Origin of the sequence: Microbacterium sp. A20 (assembly GCF_004794515.1) — a bacterium.
Lineage (GTDB): Bacteria > Actinomycetota > Actinomycetes > Actinomycetales > Microbacteriaceae > Microbacterium.
In genome coordinates, this window is record NZ_SSDF01000072.1 from 22628 (window position 1) to 43868 (window position 21241).

At 68.6% G+C, this 21241-nt stretch carries 17 protein-coding genes and 1 tRNA gene; 8 read left to right on the forward strand and 10 right to left on the reverse strand.

Annotated features, from left to right (window positions below; translation table 11 throughout):
- The first annotated feature begins 6 nt into the window (after window positions 1-6).
- The 5 genes from dusB (at window position 7) to DW298_RS08495 (ending at window position 5377) form a co-directional block, all read left to right on the forward strand.
- Entirely contained in the window at window positions 7-1161 is a 1155-nt protein-coding gene (gene dusB, locus DW298_RS08475; RefSeq protein ID WP_136042015.1) for a tRNA dihydrouridine synthase DusB, read from the forward strand.
- On the forward strand, window positions 1151-2536 hold the full coding sequence (locus DW298_RS08480) for a deoxyguanosinetriphosphate triphosphohydrolase (protein ID WP_136042016.1): 1386 nt from the start codon (window positions 1151-1153) through the stop codon (window positions 2534-2536). Before dusB ends, DW298_RS08480 begins: the two co-directional genes overlap by 11 nt.
- Window positions 2536-4395, forward strand: coding sequence for a DNA primase (gene dnaG / locus DW298_RS08485; protein ID WP_136042017.1), 1860 nt, complete (start codon window positions 2536-2538; stop codon window positions 4393-4395). The genes DW298_RS08480 and dnaG overlap by 1 nt, the downstream gene beginning before the upstream one ends.
- A 36-nt stretch (window positions 4396-4431) precedes the next feature.
- Window positions 4432-5205, forward strand: coding sequence for an ATP-binding cassette domain-containing protein (locus DW298_RS08490; protein ID WP_136042018.1), 774 nt, complete (start codon window positions 4432-4434; stop codon window positions 5203-5205).
- A gap of 96 nt (window positions 5206-5301) precedes the next feature.
- Window positions 5302-5377: transfer RNA gene (locus tag DW298_RS08495), tRNA-Asn, on the forward strand.
- Window positions 5378-5494: 117 nt separating this feature from the next.
- Here the strand turns inward: DW298_RS08495 and DW298_RS08500 are convergent.
- On the reverse strand, window positions 5495-6931 hold the full coding sequence (locus DW298_RS08500) for an APC family permease (RefSeq protein ID WP_136042019.1): 1437 nt from the start codon (window positions 6929-6931) through the stop codon (window positions 5495-5497).
- A gap of 48 nt (window positions 6932-6979) precedes the next feature.
- Window positions 6980-8077, reverse strand: coding sequence for a Zn-dependent alcohol dehydrogenase (locus DW298_RS08505; RefSeq protein ID WP_136042020.1), 1098 nt, complete (start codon window positions 8075-8077; stop codon window positions 6980-6982).
- Between the two features lie 116 nt (window positions 8078-8193).
- Between DW298_RS08505 and DW298_RS08510 the strand changes: the two genes are divergently transcribed.
- Window positions 8194-9612 (forward strand): helix-turn-helix domain-containing protein, encoded by a 1419-nt coding sequence (locus DW298_RS08510; RefSeq protein ID WP_136042021.1) that lies wholly within the window; start codon window positions 8194-8196, stop codon window positions 9610-9612.
- Window positions 9613-9635: 23 nt separating this feature from the next.
- On the opposite strand, the gene DW298_RS08515 is transcribed toward DW298_RS08510, so the two are convergent.
- Window positions 9636-10124 (reverse strand): septum formation family protein, encoded by a 489-nt coding sequence (locus DW298_RS08515; protein WP_136042022.1) that lies wholly within the window; start codon window positions 10122-10124, stop codon window positions 9636-9638.
- A 51-nt stretch (window positions 10125-10175) separates the two neighbouring features.
- Complete coding sequence (gene def / locus DW298_RS08520) at window positions 10176-10742, reverse strand: peptide deformylase (RefSeq protein WP_136042023.1); 567 nt, start codon at window positions 10740-10742, stop codon at window positions 10176-10178.
- 61 nt (window positions 10743-10803) lie between these two features.
- Between def and DW298_RS08525 the strand changes: the two genes are divergently transcribed.
- Window positions 10804-11895 (forward strand): DMT family transporter, encoded by a 1092-nt coding sequence (locus DW298_RS08525; protein ID WP_240745076.1) that lies wholly within the window; start codon window positions 10804-10806, stop codon window positions 11893-11895.
- Window positions 11896-11927: 32 nt separating this feature from the next.
- Here DW298_RS08525 and pgl read toward each other — a convergent pair whose 3' ends face one another.
- From pgl to tkt, 6 genes are read right to left on the reverse strand one after another with little or no spacing between them, the layout of a single operon-like run.
- Window positions 11928-12707 (reverse strand): 6-phosphogluconolactonase, encoded by a 780-nt coding sequence (gene pgl, locus DW298_RS08530; protein ID WP_205820313.1) that lies wholly within the window; start codon window positions 12705-12707, stop codon window positions 11928-11930.
- Between the two features lie 5 nt (window positions 12708-12712).
- Window positions 12713-13648 (reverse strand): glucose-6-phosphate dehydrogenase assembly protein OpcA, encoded by a 936-nt coding sequence (locus DW298_RS08535; protein WP_136042025.1) that lies wholly within the window; start codon window positions 13646-13648, stop codon window positions 12713-12715.
- Window positions 13645-15195 carry a glucose-6-phosphate dehydrogenase gene (zwf, locus tag DW298_RS08540; RefSeq protein WP_136042026.1) on the reverse strand — a complete coding sequence of 517 codons (1551 nt, stop codon included), beginning with the start codon at window positions 15193-15195 and terminating at the stop codon, window positions 13645-13647. The genes DW298_RS08535 and zwf overlap by 4 nt, the downstream gene beginning before the upstream one ends.
- Window positions 15196-15216: 21 nt before the next feature.
- Complete coding sequence (locus DW298_RS08545; protein WP_136042027.1) at window positions 15217-16824, reverse strand: glucose-6-phosphate isomerase; 1608 nt, start codon at window positions 16822-16824, stop codon at window positions 15217-15219.
- The gene (tal, locus tag DW298_RS08550; protein ID WP_136042028.1) at window positions 16821-17933 is read right to left on the reverse strand and encodes a transaldolase; all 1113 of its coding nucleotides are present in this window, start codon (window positions 17931-17933) and stop codon (window positions 16821-16823) included. Before tal ends, DW298_RS08545 begins: the two co-directional genes overlap by 4 nt.
- Entirely contained in the window at window positions 17930-20041 is a 2112-nt protein-coding gene (tkt, locus tag DW298_RS08555) for a transketolase (protein ID WP_136042029.1), read from the reverse strand. The genes tal and tkt overlap by 4 nt, the downstream gene beginning before the upstream one ends.
- A 251-nt stretch (window positions 20042-20292) precedes the next feature.
- On the opposite strand from tkt, the gene DW298_RS08560 reads away from it, so the two are divergent.
- The gene (locus tag DW298_RS08560; RefSeq protein WP_136042030.1) at window positions 20293-21198 is read left to right on the forward strand and encodes a heme o synthase; all 906 of its coding nucleotides are present in this window, start codon (window positions 20293-20295) and stop codon (window positions 21196-21198) included.
- The last annotated feature ends 43 nt before the right edge of the window (window positions 21199-21241 follow it).

The window sequence follows — 21241 nt, forward strand, 5'->3', positions numbered from 1 at the left end:
CAGGACATGACTATCGCCACCGCCCCCGCCCGCCCCCTTCGCATCGGCCCGATCGACCTCGACGTGCCGGTCGTCCTCGCACCCATGGCGGGTATCACCAACACCGCCTTCCGGCGCCTCTGCCGCGAGTACGGCGCCGGGCTCTACGTGAGCGAGATGATCACCTCGCGTGCGCTGGTCGAGCGCAACGAGACGACCATGCGGCTGATCCGACACCACGAGTCGGAGACCCCGCGGTCCATCCAGCTCTACGGAGTCGACCCGAAGACGATCGCCGAGGCCGTGCGCATCATCGTCGCGGAAGACCACGCCGACCACATCGACCTCAACTTCGGGTGTCCTGTGCCGAAGGTCACCCGCCGCGGCGGGGGAGCAGCGCTTCCCTGGAAATCGAAGCTGTTCGCCGACATCGTCGACCAGGCCGTCAAGGCCGCGGGTGACGTGCCGCTCACGGTCAAGATGCGCAAGGGAATCGACAAGGATCACCTGACCTTCCTCGACGCCGGGCGCGCGGCGGAGGATGCCGGTGCGGCCGCCGTGGCCCTGCACGCGCGCACCGCCGGCGAGTTCTACTCCGGTCACGCCGACTGGAACGCGATCGGCGAGCTGAAGCAGGCCGTCACGAGCATCCCCGTGCTGGGCAACGGCGACATCTGGTCCGCCGACGATGCCGTGCGCATGATGGCGCAGACCGACTGCGACGGCGTCGTGGTCGGACGTGGCTGCCTCGGGCGGCCGTGGCTGTTCGGTGAGCTCGCCACCGCATTCGGCGGCGAGGGCAAGACGGTCGATGCCACCCTCGGGTTCGTCGCGGATGCCTTCCGTCGGCATGCCGAGCTGTTGGTGGAGTTCTTCGAGGACGAGGATCGCGGGTGCCGCGACATCCGCAAACACGTCTCCTGGTACTTCAAGGGATACCCGGTCGGCGGCGATATCCGCACCGGGCTCGCCACCGCATCCAGCCTCGCCGAGATCGATGACCTCCTCGGGCGCCTCGATCACACCGCCCCATATCCCGGTGCGGATGCCGAGGGGCAGCGCGGACGCTCCGGGCACCCGAAGCGCACGGCACTGCCGGACAAGTGGCTGGAATCGCGAGAGCTCGCCTCGTCGGCCTCGGAGATGATGCGTGGAGCGGAGATCGAGAACAGTGGCGGTTGATCCTCAGGTCGGCCTGCGTGCCGACGGCTACGACGCTCGCGACGCCGAGCGCTTCTTCGCCGAGACCCATCGATCCGAGCGCAACGATTTCGCCCGTGACCGCGCCCGCGTGCTGCACTCCGCCGCCCTGCGTCGGCTCGCCGCGAAGACGCAGGTGCTGAGCCCCGCGAGCACAGCCGACTTCGCCCGCAATCGACTCACCCATTCGCTCGAGGTCGCGCAGGTCGGGCGGGAACTCGCTGTCGCTCTCGGCGTCTCGGCCGATGTGGTCGACACCGCCTGCCTGAGCCATGACCTGGGCCACCCGCCGTTCGGACACAACGGCGAGCGCGCGCTCAACGAGTGGGCGGCTCCGATCGGCGGGTTCGAGGGCAACGCCCAGTCGCTGCGCATCCTCTCCCGGCTCGAGGCCAAGGTGCTCGACGACGATGACCGCTCGGTCGGTCTGAACCTGACCCGCGCCAGCCTGGACGCGACGTGCAAGTACCCGTGGACGGTCGACAGCCCGGTGCCCGACCCCGGCGGGCGGCTCAAGTTCGGCGTGTATCCCGAGGACGAGGCCGTCTTCCGCTGGATGCGCGAGGGTGCCCCCGGACGCCTGCGCTGCATCGAGGCCGAGATCATGGATCTCTCCGACGACATCGCGTACTCGGTGCACGACTTCGAAGACGCGATCGTCAACGGGTACGTCGACGTGGCGCAGCTCGCCGATCCGAGCGCTCACGACGCGCTCCTCGGCCGCATCCAGCAGTGGGTCGGATACGACTTCACTCGCGACGAGCTGGCGGATGCGCTGTACCGCCTGTCGTCCCAGCCGATGTGGCTGGCGTCCTTCGACCGCTCGCGGCAGGCGCTCGCCCGGCTCAAGAACCTCACGAGCGACTTGATCGGCCGATTCGCCAAAGCCGCGGTCGCCGCCACCAAGGAGGCCTACGGGACCACGGCCCTGGTGCGCTACAACGCCCACGTGATCGTGCCCCGGGTGATCGAGGTCGAGATCGCCGTGCTCAAGGGCATCATGGGGCAGGCCATCGTCACGATCGAGGCCCGCAAGGGCGTGTACAAGGAGCAGCGGCGTGTTCTGACGCGGCTCGCCGAGGCGCTCTGGTCGACCGACGCTCTGTGGTCCGCCGGATCCGACGTGCTCGAGCCCGCGTTCGCTGCCGACTTCATCGCGGCGGAGAGCGATGCCGAGCGTGCCAGGGTGGTCGTCGATCAGATCGCGAGCCTCACCGACCAGAGCGCGATCGATTGGCACAACCGGCTAGTCGGAGAGATCGATCCTGCCGAGGTCGGTATCTGGACTCCTCGTCATGCCCGACCCGGGGCTCGGGCGCACGCCGAGAGGCGGCCCGTCGCCGAAGGGGCACACTGATGCCACGCATCCGGCAGGCCGATGTCGACGAGGTCAAGGCGCGCACGAACATCGCCGACATCGTCGGTGAGCGCGTCGCGCTGAAGTCGGCGGGCGTGGGTTCGCTCAAGGGGCTGTGCCCGTTCCACGACGAGAAGAGCCCGAGTTTCCACGTGCGCCAGCAGGTGGGGTACTACCACTGCTTCGGCTGCGGCGAGTCGGGTGACGTGTACTCGTTCCTGCGGGAGATGGACCATGTCAGCTTCACGGAGGCGGTCGAGCGTCTCGCTGGCCGCATCGGGTACACGCTGCACTACGAAGACGGGGGAGCGGCACCCGAGACCAGTGGGCGCAGTCGTCTCTATGCCGCGAACACCGCGGCCGCGGAGTTCTTCCGCGCGCAGCTGCTGACCCCGGATGCCGAGGCCGGCCGCCGGTTTCTCGGGGAGCGCGGCTTCGATGCCGGAGCCGCCGCGCATTTCGGTGTCGGCTTCGCGCCGCGCGGCTGGGACGGCATGCTCAAGGCGCTCACCGCGCAAGGCTTCACACGCGAAGAGCTGAGCAACGCCGGACTGGTCTCCACCGGACAGCGCGGCGTCTACGACCGGTTCCGCGGACGCCTGGTATGGCCGATCCGCGATGTGTCGGGGCAGACGATCGGCTTCGGCGCGCGCAAGCTCTTCGACGACGACAACGGCCCGAAGTACCTGAACACCCCTGAGACCCCGATCTACAAGAAGGCTCAGGTGCTCTACGGGCTCGACCTCGCCAAGCGCGACATCGCACGCGGCGACCCCCGGCGAGTCGTCGTGGTCGAGGGGTACACCGATGTGATGGCCTGTCACCTCGCCGGCCTCACCACCGCCATCGCGACGTGTGGCACGGCCTTCGGCACCGACCACATCAAGGTGCTGCGGCGTGTGATGGGTGATGACAACGCGTCGGGCGAAGTCGTCTTCACCTTCGACGGCGACGAGGCCGGCCAGAAGGCCGCGCTGCGAGCGTTTACGGAAGACGATCGGTTCAACGCGCAGACGTTCGTGGCGGTGGCGCCCGACGGGCTCGACCCGTGCGATCTGCGCCTCCAGCGCGGCGATGCGGCCGTGCGGGGTCTGATGGACACCAAGCAGCCGATGTTCGAGTTCGCGATCGATCGCAAGCTGGGCGGTTTCGACCTCGCAACCGTCGAGGGGCGCGTCGGTGCGCTGAGGGCTGCGGCGCCGATCGTGGCCGAGATCCGCGATCAGCTTCTTCGTCCGGGTTACGAGCGTGTCCTGGCACGGCGACTCGGGATGGATCCGACGGAGGTGCGCAGCGAGGTCGAGCGGGCGGCACGCGGCGGTTCCACGCCGCAGCATCCGCGTCGCGAAGTTCCGCAGGTCGATCCCGCCACCGGTGCGTCGGTCGTGGCACCGGTCACCCTCGCGAGCCTTCCACGCACCCCCGATGTCGCGGTCGAGCGTGACGCGCTGATGGGCGCTCTGCAGTACGGGCATCAGGTCGATCAGGCACTCCTGAGCCGAGCGCTGGGCATGCCGTTCCGCACCCCCGGTCTCGACGCCGTGCGCGAAGCCGTGGCGTCAGCACCCGACCGCACCAGGGCCGGCTGGGTGACGGAGGCTGTCAACAGCGTCCGCGAGCCTTACCGTTCGCTGGCGGGTGAGCTGCTGATGACGCCTTTCCCCGCTCGCGACGAGGAGCGCGCCGTCGCCACTGTCGCCGACCTCGCCCGACGACTCGTCCTGCGTCAGCTCGAGCGTGACAAGCAGGAGCTCCTCGGCGCCGTGCAGCGGGTGCCGGCCGATTCCGACGGTGGCCGTGCGTTGCGGATGCGCCTGCGCGACATCGATGCCGAGCGTCAGAGGTTCGCCGAGTCGTAACGCCGACCGGCACCGCGAAGAAGGCAGGATGGACATATGTCCCGCAGGCCAGAATCCACGAACGCGATCGATTGCTCGGATCTGGTGATCGACCGTATCGGCCACGGGATGCCGAACCGCGCCGTCGACGGCGTCACCTTCGCTCTCGCTCCCGGGGGACTGATCTGCGTCGCCGGTCCCACGGGATCCGGGAAGTCGACGCTGGTCGCGGCTCTCGCAGGTTCCACCGACCCCTCGGTGAAGGTCGTCGGTGGAAGCGCGCAGGTGTGCGGCGTCGATGTGCGCCGGCCGGGACGCAAACACCGCATCCTGACCTACCGCACCGGCTTCGTGCCGCAGGGGGCGGGGGCCGACCTGCCGCCGCGCTTGACCGTGAACGAGGTCATCGCCGAGCCGATCCTCGTCCGCGAGCGCAAGGTCAACACCAAGGCGCTCTCGATCCGTGTGGCGACGCTCCTGGACGAGCTGCACCTTCCGCTCGGCACCGCGGCCAAGTTCCCGTACGAGCTCAGCGCCGGAATGCGTCAGCGGGTCGCGATCGCGCGTTCGTTCGTCCTGGAGCCGAAGGTGCTGATCGCCGACGAGATCCTCGCGAACCTCGATCTCGAAGTGCGGCCGGTGGTCTTCGACGCCATCACCCGACGCCGGAAGGAGCAGGGGATGGCAGCGCTGCTCGTCACCAACGATGCGGACTTCATTCGCGAGCTCAACGCCGAGACGCTCATGCTGCGCGCCGGTCACGTGGTCGCCCGCGGCGTCGGACGCGACCTGCTGTGGGTGCCGAATGCGGAGTCGGATTCCCGCCGCTGAGAACGACACGCCCGGCATCCGCGAAGGGTGCCCCGGTGTCATGAAGTCGGTCCGGAGTTTGCTAAGCTTGTCGAGTTGCCCGCTGAGCGGGCACATTCCTCGGTAGCTCAATTGGCAGAGCAGCCGGCTGTTAACCGGCAGGTTCTTGGTTCGAGTCCAAGCCGGGGAGCCAACGAGAAAACCCCCTCCACGGAGGGGGTTTTCTCGTTCCCGGCGGGGTCGAGCGGCCGATGCGACGAGAAGAGCCCCTTCGATCGAAGGGGCTCTTCTCGTCAGCGGCGAGGCGGGGTCAGCCCACGCCCTCCATCGCACTCGTCTCGGTGTTGCCGATCCGGGCGATCACGTCGGGCCGACGTCGCGCCAGGTAGAGGCACCGGGTCAGCGCGAGGGCGACGGTCGCGAGGAAGATGTACGGGATCACGTTGTACGGGAACGCCGGGACGGGCCAGACGTTGGCGAAGAACACGTACGCCATGGTGACGACCGCGATGGTCGCGCACACCTTGACGAGTCCGTTGCGCATCTTCGCCCGCTGCGTGTAGACGACGCAGGCGATCGCGACGAGGGCATAGGCGACCATGTAGCCGTATGTTCCCCAGGTGTTGACCCAGACGAGGATGTCGCCGGTGGCCGCGCCGGAGAGCAGCAGCACGATGTCCACGGTGATCGCGGCCGCGCCGGCGATGATCAACACGCGGTGCGGGGTCAGGTGCTGCTCATGGGTGCGGCCGAATCGCTCGGCGACCACGCCCTCCTTGCCCATCACGTACACGATGCGCCCGATGACGTTGAGTGGAGCGACGACGACCGCGAAGAACGAGGCCGAGACGCCGATCGTGAGGGCGGCGGCGAACCAGCCCGGCATGCCGATGAGAGCCGACATGCTCTCCAGCGGGCTGGCCGAGGTGGCGAGGTCGTCGCCGAGGACCGTGATCTGCGTATACGCGGCGAACACGTACAGGACGCCGACGCCGAGCGCGCTCCACATGATCGCGCGGGGGATCGCCTTGTACGGCTCCTTGGCCTCGCGACCGAGTGCGTCAGCGGAGGAGAACCCGACGAAACCGAGGATGCCGAGCACCATGCCCGATGCCACTCCCTGGAACGACGAGCCGGTGGCGAGCACCTGCGCGGGATCCCACGCGGCCGGTCCTGCCCAGATGAGCGCCGCGACCAACAGCACGAGGATGATGCCGACCGAGACGAGCTCGAGCACGAGCGAGACCCGAGCCGACAGACGGATGCCGCGGATGGTGAACAGCGTCGCCAGCCCGCCGAGGATCACGGCGAGGCCGATGTCCCATCCGAGTCCCTGGGCCGGAAGGCCGAGCATGCGGAGGAACTGCGCCATGTAGCTGACGGAACCGCTGAGGGAGGCGGCGGCGATGCCGAAGCATCCGATCAGCAGGGTGACGCCGGCGAGGAAGGCACCGAACGGTCCGAGCCCCTTCGAGACATAGGTGTACAGCGATCCGGCCGAGGCGTGCTTACGAGCGAACACGACGACGCAGTAGCCGACGCACAGGATGACGATGGTCGCCAGAGCGAAGGCGTAGATGGTGCCGTTTCCTGCACCGAGGAAGATCGCCGCCGCGGTGAAGGCGATGACGGCGCTGGGGGCGATGTTGGCGATGGCCTGCGCCGCGAGTTCGGGGCCGCTCATGACGCCGGTGCGAAGACCGGCATCCTTGGGCGCGCCGGGTGGGGCGACGACGGTGTCAGACATGGGTTCTCCTGGATTCGGGTTTCAGGGGTGAGGGGCCGCGGTGCGCGGTCAGGGGATGAGGAGGGTGCGGAGCGCCGACCCGGTCTCGAGGTCGTCGAGCGCGGCCGCGGCCTCGGACAGAGGGCGCCGTCCTGAGATCAGGGGGTCGATCTTGAGCTGACCGTCCATGTACCGGTCGACCAGAGCGGGAACGTCGATCGAGGGCCGCACGGATCCGTAGTTCGATCCGAGGATGCGCTGATCGGCCTCGGCGAGCACGAGGGGCTCGAACGAGGCGCGGGCGCCCGTCGGGGGGAGTCCCACGATCACGGCGGCGCCGCCGAGTCCGAGCATCTGGATCGACTGTTCCGTCGTGCTGGTGCGTCCGATGGCATCGAACGCATAGTCGACCCCGTCGGAGATCAGTTCACGGAGCTGCGCGACGGCGTCACCCTGCGAGGCGTCGATGCGATCGGTCGCGCCGAACTGCAGCGCCAGCTGGGTCTTCTCGGGTCGCACGTCGATCGCGACGATGCGTTCCGCGCCGGCGAGTCGCGCCCCCTGGACGACGTTGAGGCCCACGCCGCCGCACCCGATCACCGCGACGGTGGAGCCGGGTTCGACTGCGGCGGTGTTGAGCACGGCGCCCACTCCCGTGGCCACGGCGCACCCGACGACGGCGACGACGTCGAGCGGTGCGTCGTCGCGGACCTTCACGGCACCCGACGCGGGTACGACGACCTCCTCGGCGAACGAGGAGACGCCGAGATAGTGGTGCAGCGTCTCGCCGTCGAGGCTGAGACGCGAAGTTCCATCGAACAGGACCCCGAGCGGTGCGACCACCGTCGCGACCTTCTGGCACCGGGCCTCGTGGCCGGCTCGGCAGTAGCGGCACTCGCCGCACGGCGGCACCCAGCTCAGAACCACGTGATCGCCGACGGCGAGCGTGGTCACGCCTTCGCCGAGTTCGGTGACGACACCGGATCCCTCGTGCCCCATGACCAGGGGAGCAGCGGCATCCCATTCGCCGCGCTTGACGTGCAGGTCCGAGTGGCACACGCCGGCGGCCGCGATTCGCACACGGACCTCGCCGGCGCGCGGCGGCGCGAGGTCGACGTCGACGAATTCGATCGGTGACTGCGGATCGCGGAAGACAACAGCTTTCATGACATCCTTCGGGTGGAGAGGGGATGCGCACGATGCTAGGAGAGCGCACGCGCTCAGGGCATCCGACAAATGTGTGAAGCGCCTCGCCTGCTCTCGACATTTCGTATGATCGAGACATGGTTCGTGATGTCGTCTCCGTGGCGCGGTACCTGGATGGCGAGCTCCTGCACGGGGAGGTCCCCAGCGCACGACACGTGAACTCGGTCGTCGCGATCGACGCGTTCGGCGTCCCGACCGACCGGCTCTTCACGACGCTCGTCACGACGGACGAGCGGGCGGTCCTCGCGCTCGTCGACGATCCGGAACGCATAACGCTCCTGCGCGGCATCGTGCTCGTCACGAGCGCAGACACACCTTCTCTCCGCCAGGTGCTCTCCACGGCGCGGATCACCGCGATCGTGGGTGCGCGGACGCCGCAGGAGCTGCTCATGCCTCGGCTCGTGGCACTTCTCGCCGTCGACCAGGCTGCGGAGGCGCGGGCGATCACCTCCGCGATGCGGGTCCTCACCCTCGCGGCGCGACGCAGCGGCATCACGGGTGTCATCGCCGAACTCGCACACCGGATCGACGGATGGGCCGTGCTGCTCGACCGGCACGGCGAAGTGATCACGACTGCTGGCGCGGGGAGCCTCCACATCGACGACGCAATAGCGGTCGCGATCGGTCGGCCTGTCCGGGTTCGTCATCGAGCGCTGCAGGTTCATCCCGTGGGCCCCGGACAGGACATCACCGCACAGCTCGTCACCGCCCCGCGCAACGACAGCTCCGGCCGGGGCCGGGAACTCAGCTCGCAGGCCGCTGCGCTGCTAGATCTGCTCATGAGGACGCGCGACAGCAGCCATCTCGAACGACTCGGCCGATCGATGATGCTCGAGACGGTGCTCGAGGGGGGCGACGGCGCCGCGCGCCTGCTGCGCCGCTGGGGCGTGCACGAACGGAGTCTGGTCGGATTCGCTCTGGCATCGCGCACGAGCGGCGTCGACGTCGAACATCTGCTCGCTGTCTGGCTGGACGAACTGGGTGCCGAGCATGTCTTCACCTCCCAGCGAGGGCTCTTCCAGGGCCTGCTGAGAGAAGAACACGCCGAGGAGATCGCGCATCGCGTCGAGGCGTTCGCATCGACGCTGTACCTCGGTCTGGGGCGCCCGGCCGCAACGGAGTCACTCGCCCGGAGCGTCGACGAGGCCCGTCAAGCGTGTGAGACGGCACGCACGGGCGGCGACCGTGTCGCTCGCTACACCGCGATACCGACCGTGTCCTTCGTGCTCGGTCAGCTCGATCGGGAGCAGGTGGGCAGAGTCGGGCGATTGCTCGATCCGCTCCGTGCGGGGGATCAGGGGACCGAGCTCATCGAGACGCTGCGGGTCTTCCTCGCCACGAACAGCGCGTGGGGGGAGAGTGCCAGCCGACTGCGGATCCACCGGCAGACCCTGACGGCACGCATCCGACGGATCGAGGATCTGATCGGGCTGTCGCTGGCGGACCCGGACGATCGTGTCGCCGCGTGGCTCGCGCTGCGCGCATCGGACGGCTGAGTGTCACCGACGACGGTGTTGGCTCAGCGCGCGGCGCCCTCCAGCGTTCCCTCGATCTGTCCGGCAGGGTCGAACAGCACGCAGGAGAGGACGCGCCCCTCGGGTCCGTCCCACGTCTCCTCCGTCGGGGGAATCTGATACACGCCGAGCGTGGACTCCTCCCTGGCCACGCCGACGAATGCCGTGAACGCATCGCCGACGCACTCGGCGGAGGAGGCTTCGACGGCCTCCTGCGAGTAGGCGCCCTCGGGCAGCTCGACGTCGTGGAAGACCTCTTCGTCGTGCGGTTCCGCGCAGGGGACGACCTCTGCGTCTTCGGGAAGGCCGCTGGAGGCTTCGAGTCGACAGTCACCGACAGCCACAGCGGGAGCCTCGCTCTTCGTGACACCGCCGCCATCGTCGGTCGGAGTGCGTTCCGCCGCGGGCTCAGCGGTCCCGCAGCCGGCCAGGGCGACCGCGAGCGTCAGGGCGCCCGCGGCGAACAGCAGAGAGGGTCGTCGGTACAGCTTCATCGTGATCTTCCTTCGTGCCTTCGGGGACACGATCTCCAGTCGGGGTTCGGCTCAGCCTTCGAGGTCGTCCACGCCGGGCATCCAGCTCGCCCCAGGACGGCCCCATCCGCGCTTGCGCGCGATCTTCTGCACGGTCTTCCAGTCGCCGTCGGAGAGCCGGTCCACGTAGAGGATGCCGTCGAGGTGATCGAACTCATGCTGCATGATCCGTGCGCGCCATCCGTCCACGTCGATCGTGACCGGCCGACCCTCCAGGTCGGTCGCGGTCACGTGGACCCGCTCCGAGCGACGCAGCGGGAATCGTTCGCCGGGGAACGAGAGGCAGCCCTCTGACTCGAGGTCGGGATCGGGATCACCCGGTTCGAGCGGCACCATCCAGAGCACGGGGTTGATGAGCACCCCGCGCCACGGCTGATCGTCGTCGTCCACATAGGCGTAGGTGTAGATGCGCAGGGGGACGCCCACCTGCGGGGCGGCCAGCCCGACTCCCGGGGCGGTGTCCATGGTCTCGAACATGTCGGAGACGAGCGTGCGGATGTCGTCGGTGATCTCGTCGACGGGGGACGCGGGGGAGTGCAGGACGGGGTCGCCCATGATGCGAATCGGAAGTACAGCCACGTCACAACCCTAGTCGGCGGTGCTCGCCCGGTAGGCTCGTACCGTGACTGCTGGGGTATGGATGAACGAGGCCGAACAGGTCGGCGATCAGCTCGTCGGAGCCTTCCAGGATCCCGGCATCCTGCTCGGGATCCCGCTCGCTCTCGCCGGCGCGGTTTTCATGTCGCTCGGCGCGCAGTACCAGCACCGCGGCGTCGAGAAGGTCGAGCGTCTCAGCGGCGCAGATGGCGCGTCGGGACTGAGCTTCGACCAGCTGAAACGGCTGCTCACCCGGCCCTCCTGGCTCGTCGGCACGCTCATGCTCGGGCTGGCGGTGGTCTGTCAGCTCGCCGCGCTCGTCAAGGCCCCGCTGATCGTCGTCCAGCCCCTCGGAGCGATCGCCCTCGTCATCACGACCCTCCTGAACGCCAGAGTGTCGGGTCATGCCCCGACGAGACAATCGCTCACGGCTATCGCCTGCTGCGTCGGCGGCATCTTCCTCTTCGTCTTCTTCGCCGCGATCTACGCCACGGAGCAGGAGGTGACCGAACGCGAGCTCTTCGTGATCCTCGCCCTCCTGCTGGTGGTCATCATCGTGCTCGGGGCCTGCTGGCTGATACTCCGTCACCGCATGCGGGCGCTGTTCTACGTGGTCGGCGCCGGTGTGCTGTACGGCTTCGTCGCCACCCTCGCCAAGGTCATCATCAAGCGCATCGAGGCTGGTCAGTTCGAGTGGATCACCGCGATCTGCGTCGTCGCGCTCCTCGCGGCAGCCGCGGTCGGCGGGTACTTCGTGCAGACCGCGTACAGTTCGGGACCTCCCGACCTGGTGATCGCCGGCCTCACGGTCGTCGATCCGCTCGTCGCGGTTCTGATCGGCATGATCGTGCTCGGCGAGGCCGCAGCCGCGCCGCCGTGGGTCATGGTCATCTTCGCCATCGCCGGCGCCATCGCCGTGTGGGGGGTGGTGGGCCTCGCCCGCTACCACCCGCAGGTGCTCAGTGACAGCCAGGAGCTGGGAATCGAGCGTGGGAGCACCCCGACCGCGCAGGACCAGGGATCTTCGGCAGAACCCTCCTCGCAGACGACGACCGTCGATGCTCCTGAACGTCCGGAGAACCCGGACGACGGGGACGCACCGCCGCGGCGCTCCGATCCCACACAGCAGCCGTAGCGGCTCGCACGGGTTCAGAGCGATGCGACGGGTCAGTACGCCTGATCGATGAGGTCGGGTGAGACCTCGGAGGCGGCGGCCTCATCCACGAAGAACACGGTGCGCTTGCGGCCCTTGGCGCCGGCCGCGGGAACGCTCGTGTAGCTCGCACCGGCGAGGGCGAGTCCGAGGGCCGAGGCCTTGTCGGCGCCGGTGAGCACGAGCCACACCCGCTTCGACGAGTTGAGCACCGGGCGCGTGAGCGTGACGCGCTCGGGCGGGGGCTTCGGAGAATCGCGCACGGCGAGCACAGCCGCATCCGTGACGGTGACCTCGTCGCGGTCCGGGAAGAGCGAGGCGATGTGTCCGTCCGGGCCGACGCCCAGGAAGCAGACGGCGAAAGACGGCCACGGGTGCTCGTCGGTGCCGAACCGAGCGAGTTCGGCGGCATATGCCGATGCCGACTCGTCGAGGGTGAGCCCGGTCTCGGGTCCCGCCACCTCGTGCACGTTCTCCGCGGGCACAGGGATGTGATCGAGAAGCGCCTGGCGCGACTGCAGCGAGTTCCTGTCCGCGTCGTCGCGTGGAACGTACCGTTCATCACCCCACCAGAAGTGCACCAGCGACCAGTCGATCGCGGCCGACCGCGGATCGTCGGCAGCGGCGCGGAGCACGGCACCACCCATCGAGCCGCCGGTGAGGGCGATATGGGCGAGACGACCGTTCCGTGTGCGCGCGCGAACACGCGTGAGGAAACGATCTGCTACTCGGGCGGCGAGGGCGGCAGGTGTGGGTTCCACCACGACCCGCTTCTCTGCGGACGATACCGGCATCGACGTCACTCTCCAGTCTCGGGCGGACCCAGCTTCTCCCAGCCCTCGGTGATGACTCGACCGTACAGGACATCGGGGTCGAGCCTGCGCAGCTCCTCTGCGAGGCATTCGCGGAGGGTGCGGCGCGGCAGGTGGAGATCATGGTTCGGCTGATCCGGCTGCGTGAGAATGGCGATGCCGGACGACGGCCGCTCGAGGAGGATGTCGCCGGAGGCGCGGGTCAGACGGACCGACTTGATGCCCTCCTGCCAGTGCTCCGGGTTCTCGTACGACCAGCGGACGCGCACGTCGAGGGCCATCTGCAGCCAGGCGGCGAGCAGCGCCGTCGAGGGCGAGGCGGAGCCGCCACGAACTTCGACGGCCGTGATGGGCTCGTACGGCGGCTGATCGAGCACGGCGGCGAGCTGCTCGCGCCAGTGCGTCAGGCGCGTCCAGGCGAGGTCGGTGTCGCCGGGCGCGTGGGTACGGCCGAGCAGAGCCAGCCGGTCGCGCACATCGGGGGAGGTCGCGGCGTCGGTGATGCGGCGCTGGGCGATGCGGCCGAGCGGAGACGTCGCCGGCGAGGTGGGAGCCTCCTCCGGCCACCAGGCGACCACGGGTGCGTCGGGAAGGAGAAGGCCGGTGATCAGGCTCTCCTCGTTGCTCGCGGCGTCTCCGTAGGCGCGCAGCACGACGACCTCGCTCGCGCCGGCGTCGCCGCCCACGCGGATCTGGGCGTCGAGACGGGACTCGCCGTCGCCCGTGGTGATGACGATCACGCGCATCGGGTGTTCACGCGATGCGTCGTTCGCCGCATCGATGGCCGCTTCGGCGACACCGTTGCGTGCGGCGATTACCAGGGTGAGCACACGGCCGAGGGCGACGGCGCCGCCCTCTTCGCGCACCTTGACGAGCTGCTTGGCGACCTGACTGACGGTCGTGTCGGGAAGGTCGATGATCACGGGCGTCTCCAGACTCGTCCGTCGCGGGCCAGCAGGTCGTCGGCGGATGCCGGACCCCACGAGCCCGGAGCGTACTGCTCCACCGGGCCGCCGACGGCCGCCCAGTACTTCTCCACGGGGTCGAGGATCTTCCAGGAGAGCTCGACCTCCTCGTGCCGCGGGAACAGCGGCGGGTCGCCCAGGAGGACGTCGAGGATCAGACGCTCGTAGGCTTCGGGGCTCGCCTCGGTGAAGGCATGACCGTAACCGAAGTCCATCGTGACGTCGCGCACGTTGGTGCCGCTCCCGGGCACCTTGGATCCGAAGCGGATCGTCACACCCTCATCCGGCTGCACGCGGATGACGAGCGCGTTCTGCCCGAGCTCGGAGGCGTTGCCACGTCCGAACAGGTGCTGGGGGGCGCGCTTGAACACCACGGCGATCTCGGTCACGCGGCGTCCGAGGCGCTTGCCGGTCCGCAGGTAGAACGGCACGCCGGCCCAGCGGCGGGTGTCGATCTCGAGCTTGATGGCCGCATACGTCTCGGTCGTGGAGTCGGGGTTCATGCCCTCCTCGTCCAGGAAACCGGTGACCTTGTCGCCGCCCTGCCATCCGCCAGCGTACTGGCCGCGAGCCGTGGCGAGGGAGAGGTCGTCCGGCACGTGCACCGCGGCGAGCACCTTCTCCTTCTCGGCGCGCAGGTGCTCCGCCGAGAGGCTGATGGGCTCCTCCATGGCGGTGAGCGCGAGCAGCTGCAGCAGGTGGTTCTGGATCACGTCGCGCGCTGCGCCGATGCCGTCGTAGTATCCCGCACGGCCACCCACGCCGATGTCCTCGGCCATGGTGATCTGCACGTGGTCGACGTAGTTGCGGTTCCAGATCGGCTCGTACAGCTCGTTCGCGAAGCGCAGCGCCAGGATGTTCTGGACCGTCTCCTTGCCGAGGTAGTGGTCGATGCGGAAGATCGAGTCCGCAGGGAACGCGACCTCGAGCGCCGCGTTGAGCGCGCGGGCGGACTCGAGGTCGTGCCCGAACGGCTTCTCGATCACGACGCGACGCCAGCGCTCGTCATCGTCGCTGTTCTCGCCGACGAGACCGGAGTCCTTCAGCTGCTTCGCGACGAGCGGGAAGTCCTTCGGCGGGATCGACAGGTAGAACGCATGGTTGCCCATCGTGCCGCGTTCCACGTCGAGCTTCTCGATGGTCTCGCGGAGCTTGCGGAACGAGTCGGGGTTGTCGAACTCGCCCGAGACGAACCGGATGCCCTGGAGCAGTTGCGTCCAGGTCTCCTCCCGGAACGGGGTCCGGGCGTGCTCCTTGACCGCGTCGTAGACGACCTGGGCGAAGTCCTGGTCCTCCCAGTCGCGGCGGGCGAACCCGACGAGGGCGAACCCCGGCGGGAGCAGACCGCGGTTGGCGAGGTCGTAGACCGCGGGCATCAGCTTCTTGCGTGACAGGTCTCCGGTGACGCCGAAGATCACGAGGGCGCTGGGCCCCGCGATCCGGTTGAGTCGGCGGTCATCGGGGTCACGCAGCGGGTTGTGCCCGCGCGAGATGGGAACAGACATGGGTGGGGGATTCTCCTGCTGTTACTTCTGTGCGGCTTCGAAGAGGGCGAGCACGTCGTCCGAGGACTCGGTGATCGTCAGCGTGACGACCGGGCGGCCGTGCTCTGCGAGAACGGCGGCATCGCCGGCGGCCTGCGCCTGGATGAGCTGCCCGAACGTGAACGGGCGATCCGGGATCTCGAGATCGACGTCGGTGCGCTCCAGGATCTGAAGGAACACACCCTGCGCCGGTCCGCCCTTGTGATACTGGCCGGTCGAGTGCAGGAACCGCGGACCCCATCCGAACGTCGTCGGCCGACCGGAATCGGCGGCGACGAGTTCACGCAGGCCCTGGAGCTGAGGGACCTCGAGGCGGTTGACGTATGCCTGGATGGAGACGTAGCCGTCCGCGGGGAGCTGCGCCCAGAGAGCGTCCAGCACTCCTTCGACGGTACCGGAGGCGGCGAGCGACGCGTCGGACACGCGAACCTCGACACCGTTCTCGACGAATGCCGGAGCGGTGGGCTCCGGGCGGGCGTCGAGGAGGCCGCGGGCGGCGATCTTCGCCGACTCGACGTCGGGCTGATCGAACGGATTGATCCGGAGCAGATGTCCGGCGATCGCGGTCGCGTACTCCCAGACGATGAGCTGCGCACCCAGGGTGCCGCTCACGAGGATCTCGCCCTCGTGGCGCTCGTGCAGGTGGAACTCGTTGGCGTCGTCGACCAGGCGGACGATCTGCAGGTCGGCGGGCACCGGGTCGAGCTCGGGAGAGACCGGGAGCAGCACCACCGGGAGGATGCCGGTGCCGTCCTTGCCGGTGGATTCGGCGATGAGCTGCTCGATCCAGTCCGGCAGACCCTTGATGTGCGTGCCGTCGGTGATCAGACCGAGCTTGTCGCGTCGCGGGGTCGTCGCGGCGATCGCTGCGCCGAGGCGGAGCGCGGGGTTCTCGGCGGAGTCGACGGCGACCTCGAGGGACGAGGCCTCGGCCTCGTTCAGCAGCTCTTCGATGTCGACGCCCGCGAGGCCCGAAGGGACCAGTCCGAACGCGGTGAGCGCCGAGTAGCGGCCGCCGACGTTCGGGTCGGCGTTGAAGACGCGGTATCCCGCCTCACGTGCCGAGACATCGAGCGGGGAGCCGGGGTCGGTGACGACGACGATGCGTTCCACCGGATCGATCCCGAGGTCACGGAACGCGGCCTCGAAGGTCCGGCGCTGCGAGTCGGTCTCGACGGTGGAGCCCGACTTCGACGACACGACCAGCACGGTGTCCGTGAGGCCCTCGTCGAGCGCGGCGAGCACCTGGCCGGGAGCCGTGGAGTCGAGGATCGTCAGCGGCACACCGGCCGTCTGCGCGATGACCTCGGGCGCGAGCGAGGAGCCGCCCATGCCGGCGAGGACCACGCGGGTGACACCCTTGGCGTTCAGCTCGGCGCGCAGTGCGACGATCTCCGCGACGAGCGGGCGGGAGACCGAGACGGCCTCGACCCAACCGAGACGGACGGCGGCCTCGGCCTCGGCGGCCGCGCCCCAGAGGGTGGCGTCGCCGCCGGTGATGCGCGACGCGACGAGGTCGTGGACCAGGCTGGGCACGGTCTCATCGATGGCGGCCCGCGCCGCGCCGGACGTGTGGATCGAGAAGGTCATCGCTGGGACTCCAGAGCCTCGGCCACCTGACCCAGCAGGTCGTGCCACGAGTCGATGAACTTCGAGACGCCCTCGTCCTCCAGCACCTGGGTGACATCGGTGAGGTCGATGCCGACGGCGGCGAGGTCGTCGAACACCTGGTGCGCCTCGGCGTACCCGCCCGTGATCGTGTCACCGGTGATCACGCCGTGATCGAAGGTGGCCTCGAGGGTCTTCTCGGGCATCGTGTTCACGACACCGTCGGCGACGAGCTCGGTCACGTACAGGGTGTCGGGAAGTGCGGGGTCCTTGACACCGGTCGAGGCCCACAGCGGACGCTGCAGGTTCGCTCCGAGCTTGATCAGGTCCTGTGCGCGCTTCTCCGCGAACTTCTGCTCGAAGAGCTCGTAGGCGAGGCGCGCATTGGCGAGCCCGGCCTTGCTCTTGAGCGCCTCGGCCTCCGGGGTGCCGATCGCCGACAGTCGCTTGTCGGTCTCGGTGTCGACGCGCGACACGAAGAACGAGGCGACGGAGTGGATGCTCGACAGATCGAAGTCGGCGCTGTGCGCGCGCTCCAGACCGGTCAGGTAGGCGTCGATGACCTCGGCGTAGCGCTCCAGGCTGAAGATCAGCGTGACGTTGACGCTGATGCCGGTCGCGATCGCCTCGGTGATGGCCGGAAGCCCCGCCTTGGTGGCCGGGATCTTGACGAGGAGGTTGGGGCGGTCGATCTTCGCCCACAGCTCCTTGGCCTGCGCAACGGTGCCCGCGGTGTCGTGGGCGAGGTCGGGGGAGACCTCGATCGAGACGCGTCCGTCGACGTGCCCCGAGGCCTCCCACACGGGCCGGAACACGTCGAGTGCCGCGCCCACGTCCTGGGTCGTGGCAGCGAAGACGGCCTCCTCGGCGCTCGCGCCGGAGGCGGCGAGCTCGGTGACCTGCGCATCGTACGACGTGTTGCTCTTGTCGGTGATCGCGTTCGCGAAGATGGTCGGGTTCGTCGTGACGCCGACGACGTTGCGCGACGAGATCAGCTCGGCGAGGTTGCCGGAGTCGATGCGGGTGCGGGAGAGGTCGTCGAGCCAGATGCTGACACCTGCGGCGGCGAGCTGTGCGGTGGGGGTGCTCATGCGTTCTCCTTGGTGCTGTTTGCGGCGATGGTCTCGCGTGCGGCCGCGATGACGGCCTCGGTCGTGATGCCGAACTTCTCGAACAGGGTCTTGTAATCGGCGGAGGCGCCGAAGTGGTCGATGCCGACCGAGCGGCCGCGGTCGCCCACGATTCCCCGCCAGGAGAGCACGGAGCCCGCCTCGACGGAGACACGAGCCGTGACGGAGGCGGGAAGCACGCTCTCGCGGTACTCCTCGTCCTGCTCGTCGAACCACTCCAGCGACGGAGCGGAGACCACGCGGACGTTGACGCCCTCGGCAGCCAGCGCCTCGCGGGCGTTCACGGCGAGCTGCACTTCCGAGCCCGTCGCGATGATGATGACGTCGGGCGTGCCGTTCGGCGCTTCGGCGAGGACGTAGGCGCCCTTCGCCGCGTTGTCCGCCGAAGCGAACGTGTCGCCGGAGGCTGCACCCTCGCTGCGCTCGAACACCGGGATGTTCTGGCGGGTCAGGGCGATGCCGGCCGGTCCCTCGTGGCGGCGGAGGATCTCGAGCCAGGTGGCCGAGGTCTCGTTGGCATCGGCGGGGCGGACGACCGTGAAGTTCGGGATCGCACGGAGCGTCGCGAGCTGCTCGATCGGCTGGTGCGTCGGGCCGTCCTCACCGAGGGCCACGGAGTCGTGGGTCCAGACGAAGATGCTCGGGATGTTCATGAGCGCCGCGAGACGGACCGAGGGACGCATGTAGTCGCTGAAGATGAGGAAGGTGCCGCCGAACGCGCGTGTCTTGCCGTGCAGGACGATGCCGTTGACGATCGCGCCCATGGCGTGCTCGCGGATGCCGAAGTGCAGCACCCGTCCGTACGGGTTGCCCGACCACTCGTGGGTCGACCACTCGGCAGGGATGAACGACGGCGCGCCCTTGATCGTGGTGAGGTTCGATTCGGCGAGGTCGGCCGAACCGCCCCAGAGCTCGGGAAGCTCGGCGGCGAGGGCGTTGATGACCTGGCCGGATGCGGCGCGGGTCGACACCTCCTTGCCGGATTCGAACACGGGGAGCGCGGTCGTGATGTCGGCGGGAAGCTCCTGCGCCTCGAGCCGGTCGAGGAGCGCCTTCTTCTCGGGGTTCGCGGCGGCCCAGGCGTCGAACGACTCCTGCCAGGCGGCGCGAGCCTCGGCGGCACGAGCCGCGAGACCGCGGGTGTGTGCGAGCACGTCGTCGGCGACCACGAAGCTCTGCTCGGGGTCGAAGCCGAGGACCTTCTTCGTGGCGGCGAGCTCGTCGGCGCCGAGAGCGGAGCCGTGGATCTTGCCGGAGTTCTGCTTGCCAGGCGACGGCCAGCCGATGATCGTCTTGAGGATGATCAGCGAGGGCTTCGAGGTCTCGCCCTTGGCCGCCTCGATCGCGGCGAACAGTTCGGCGACGTCTTCGACGTACTCGCCGGTCTTCTTCCAGTCGACGGTCTGCACCTGCCAGCCGTAGGCCTCGTAGCGCTTCGCGACGTCTTCCGTGAAGGCGACGTTCGTGTCGTCCTCGATGGAGATCTGGTTGGAGTCGTAGATCGCGATCAGGTTGCCGAGCTGCTGGTGACCCGCGAGCGAGGATGCCTCGCTGGTCACGCCCTCCTGCAGGTCGCCGTCGCCGGCGACCACGTAGACGAAGTGGTCGAACGGGCTGGTGCCCGGTGCGGCCTCGGGGTCGAACAGGCCGCGCTCGTAGCGGGCGGCGTAGGCGAAGCCGACGGCGGAGGCGAGGCCCTGGCCGAGCGGGCCGGTGGTGATCTCGACGCCCTTGGTGTGGCCGTACTCCGGGTGACCCGGGGTGAGGGAGCCCCACGTGCGCAGCGCCTTGAGGTCGTCGAGCTCGAGTCCGAAGCCGCCGAGGTAGAGCTCCACGTACTGCGTGAGCGAGGAGTGTCCTGCGGAGAGGATGAAGCGGTCGCGGCCCAGCCAGTCGACGTCGGTCGGGTCGTGGCGCAGCACGCGCTGGTAGAGGAGGTACGCGGCCGGAGCAAGGCTCATGGCCGTGCCGGGGTGACCGTTGCCGACCTTCTCGACGGCATCGGCCGCCAGGATTCGGGCGGTGTCCACCGCGCGTCGATCGATCTCATCCCACTGCAATTCCGACACGTTCATGCCCTTTCCGACAGTTTCGAGGGCGCCCTTATTCCCTGGCGCATCCGCAACTTCCCTGGCGCATCCTGCACCGTCGCGGAGACGGGTGGAGGGGTGTGCGCAGCGCCGGGCGCGCGAGTGCTCTCAGCATAGCGAAGACGACTGTCGTGCCACGCGAGACGGCGGCGCGGACGACGTCATCCGGTGTCATAGACTGGAGAGGTTGTCCGGTCACATGTGCGGAGGAGGCGATCGAAATCTCGACGATGTCTGATCAGACCGTGAGGAAGTCGTCCATCGGTCGCACGGTGAAGGCCTACGTCACGCTCACCAAGCCGCGTGTCCTGGAGCTTCTGCTCGTCTCGACCGTTCCGGTGATGTTCCTGGCGCAGGGCGGCCTGCCGAACCTGTGGCTGGTGCTGGCGACCGTCATCGGCGGCTCGCTGAGCGCCGGTTCCGCCGCCGCGTTCAACATGTACCTCGATCGAGACATCGATGCGCACATGCATCGCACCGAGAATCGGCCGCTGGTCACGGGCGAGGTCAGCCCGCGCGGTGCGCTGATCTTCTCCTGGACGCTCGCGATCGTCTCGACGGTCTGGCTGCTGGCCACGACCAACTGGCTGACCGCCGCGCTGTCGGCGACGGCGATCTTCTTCTACGTCGTGATCTACACGATGATCCTCAAGCGGCGCACCGAGCAGAACATCATCTGGGGCGGCATCGCCGGGTGCTTCCCCGTTCTCATCGGCTGGGCCGCCGTGACCGGCTCCCTCGACTGGCCGGCGTTCATCCTCTTCCTCCTGATCTTCCTCTGGACGCCGCCGCACTACTGGCCGCTGTCGATGAAGTACAAGGACGACTACGAAGACGTCGACGTGCCGATGCTGGGTGTCACCCGCAACGCCTCGCAGGTCGGCCTTCAGGTCATCCTGTACGCGTGGGCGACCGTGGCGTGCTCGCTGCTCCTCGTCCCGATCGCGAACATGGGCCTGGTCTACACCGTCTCCGCGGCGGTCTTCGGCGGATGGTTCATCTACGAGTCGCACCGGCTCTACAACCGCGCCGTCCACGGCACCGAGCCGCGGCCCATGCGCGTGTTCCACGCCTCGATCACCTACCTGACGCTGATCTTCGTCGCGGTCGCGATCGACCCGCTGCTGCCTTTCTGACAAGACGCTTCTGAAACGACGGAGCGGCGCCGATTCCTCGGCG